This window comes from Verrucomicrobiia bacterium, assembly GCA_035460805.1.
Classification (GTDB): Bacteria; Patescibacteriota; UBA1384; order CAILIB01; family CAILIB01; genus DATHWI01.
This window is the reverse complement of sequence record DATHWI010000110.1, coordinates 1-2,822: the sequence shown is the minus strand read 5'-3', so window position 1 is coordinate 2,822 and position 2,822 is coordinate 1. Positions and strand designations below refer to the sequence as shown.

General features: G+C 50.6%; 2 protein-coding genes. Both read left to right on the top strand.

Annotation, left to right across the window (positions count from 1 at the left end; all coding sequences use genetic code 11):
• Positions 1–2,345 (top strand): hypothetical protein (locus VLA04_04475; protein HSI20920.1); only part of this gene is annotated, 2,345 nt, incomplete at its 5' end.
• Positions 2,342–2,822 (top strand): hypothetical protein (locus VLA04_04470; protein ID HSI20919.1); only part of this gene is annotated, 481 nt, incomplete at its 3' end. The genes VLA04_04475 and VLA04_04470, both read left to right, overlap by 4 nt.

Below are 2,822 nucleotides of genomic sequence, written 5' to 3'. Positions count from 1 at the left end.
CTACGGCAGGTATCCCCATTAATAGCAGCCTGACATCTGACGATAGCAAGTTACTTTTTGGAAGCCTGAAAAATACTGCCTTCGATGGCCGGGTGGAAAAGAACATTGTGGATGACAACATGGGGAAGGTGGCACGCGCCGCATACGACCGTGTCCTCAACATGATGAACATGCTGGTGCTCATCGTCTTCATTCTCATCGCCCTGGCAAATATCCTCCAGATCCAGGTCAATGCGTACTCGTTCAAGAAACTTGTCCCAGGCCTTGTCTTAGGGCTGATACTTGCTAATGCCAGTTTCTTTGTGGTGCGTGCCATGTTGGAGGTGGCGGGATATGCCGCCTCGGGCCTGATAGCACCCGATACGGTGAGTAAAAATGAAAAAGGCGATGACGTTGGCGGTCCTAAGATGCTGCTAGAGCAAATTGAGCAGTTTGGGTTGGTAGTAAAACCGGGCGGTACATTCACGACTGATTCCACAGGGCCAAACATGGGCTTGGTGTTCCAGCAGATGGTAATGAACCTCTTCATTTTGGCTGCGGGAATAATGATCCTCATACTAGGGTTCCAGTTTGCCATCAGGTCCGTCATTTTCTACGCGGTCATGCCTATTGCCCCTATTGCCTTCATTGGCCTGTACTTCCCTCCGTTAGGGTTTGTATGGAAACGATGGTTCGCCCTCATTGTCAGCTGGACCTTCATGCCAGTGGTTGCGTTCTTCTGGCTCTGGCTTGGCTTTATGTGGCTTGGTGCGGTTGAACCTAAGGGCTCTGGGCCGTTTGCTTACGTCATCAACTATGCCTTTGGTATTGCCATGATTTACCTGGCCATGAAGACGCCGTTCAGCATGGCGGGTGAGGCAAAACAGTACTTGAGCAAGTGGAACGAAATTGGTCGTACGGTGGGTATGCGCTACACCCCATACGGCGCAGGTACGCGTGCCGTGAAACAGATAGCCGCAAACTACGCTACCCGCGATAAGATGTTGGACAGTGGGCCTATCATTCAAAACAATGTCGCCAGGAAGCTGGGGGGTGACAGCATCAACGTGATGCAGAAGAAGTCTGAGCTGAAGACCCAGCAGATGAAGGATAAAATTGCTGGTATTGAGGCGGCTGTGGAAGGCCGTGCCATTAAGGAGTTGGTGGATGGGAAAGAAGGCCTTATCTCCAAATGGAAAAACTCAGACAGCAAGTTCTTGAGTGGTTTGGGTGAGGCGCTTGATAGCAGGAATGGAAAAATTGTCCGTGCCGTAGCAACTGGGGGACTCTCCCTCCTTCCGGGTGCATACGAAAAAGTCAGGGATAGTGACTTTGGTAAAAACGTTCAGGCAGGGGTAGATAAGCACTTAGTTCATACAGGCCTTGTGGATCCTGTTAGCTACAAGAGCCGGGACGGTGTAATCAAGGATACTAAGGAGCACGGCCGCCGTCTGAAAAACGAGGGGGCTAACTCCCTGGCAAAGGCCTACTACTTTGGCCCTAAGGGCGTAGAACGTGCGCGTGAAGAGTTTGAAGCCGAGGCCAACGAAAAGGATGCAGAAAAAGCCAAGAGCGACGCCAAGGGTGAGGCTGCGTACCGTAACCTTCAGATGCATATTGCAGAGGGTAGCAGTGTGGTAGACAAGGTAGCTGCATATCAGAGGTCCATAGGCGATCCTTCAATTGAAACGGTTGGGGACCTTATCGCGCTGAAGCCGCACAAGGCACTGGCGGGCAACGAAGCGTTGAAAAAAGAGGTCTTGGGATTCCAGTTGCAGTACAAGGGCATGTATAAGGCGGGGACTAAGCACATCATCGGCGAGATCAAGTCTGCTGCCGAAGAGAATGGAAAGAAGGATGTAGATGAAGTGAAGTTCTTCCGAACGAGTGAAATTAACGATGCGGGAAAAATTCTTCGTAAGCTAGATTCAACCGCGCTCGATAAATTTGGCGGGTATGAAGAAATCAGGGCCTCCGACATTAGCGATTACACGGCCAGAATGGCTGGGCTTGGTAAGATTGCCGTAAATGCTACCAACATTGAAAAGAGGGGATCTGCCAAAGAAGCCCTGACGAGCCTTGATGAGATATTGAAAACTGATGAGGCAAGGTTACATCCAGAGCATGCAACTTTTCAGAAAGAGGTATCAGATTACCTGGAAGTTCTGAAGGATCCCAAACTTTCTCCCAAAGGCATCAAGGAAGCATCCTCAGCTTTCCGGACGGGAAGGCTCTATAAAGAGCTTAACCTTCGTACGGTAAGCCCAGACAGGAACTTCAAGTCTGGCGTAGTTGGTGCTCACGAAAGCGCCGAAAGCCAAGCCCAGGGTGGAGGAATGCCTACAACTGAAGAGGAAGTACGATGAATCTTACCGACGACGCACGCCTCAGCCTGGAATCCGACATCTGTCAGTGGCTTGCCACTTCCCCCGCAGAGGAGGATGTCCTTTCCTATGCCGCACATCTTCCTGAGGATAACGCCCTTGTAACCTACTCTGCCGCTGGAACGTTTATTCACTCGCTCTTCCAAAGGAAAAGCCGTTACTTCTCCGATGCCAACTGCGAAGATTTTGTTGAGGATATATCCGAGCCTGACCAGTTCGAGATCATAGTGCTCTTCACGCAGTACAACAGCCGGTCAGTGGTGAAGAAGTATACCGCGCAGTATCCTTTCCTTTCTTCCCTTGTCTTGCCTCCCGATTTGGCAGAATGGTCAAAAAAGTATGTAGGGAACATGAATGCGGCCATCAGCTTGTTTACGGCCCACGAGTACTCCCGTGCCCGCCTCTATTTGCAGTCGCTCAAGAAAGTAAAATCTCCTGAGGAAATTGCACCACTGCTTG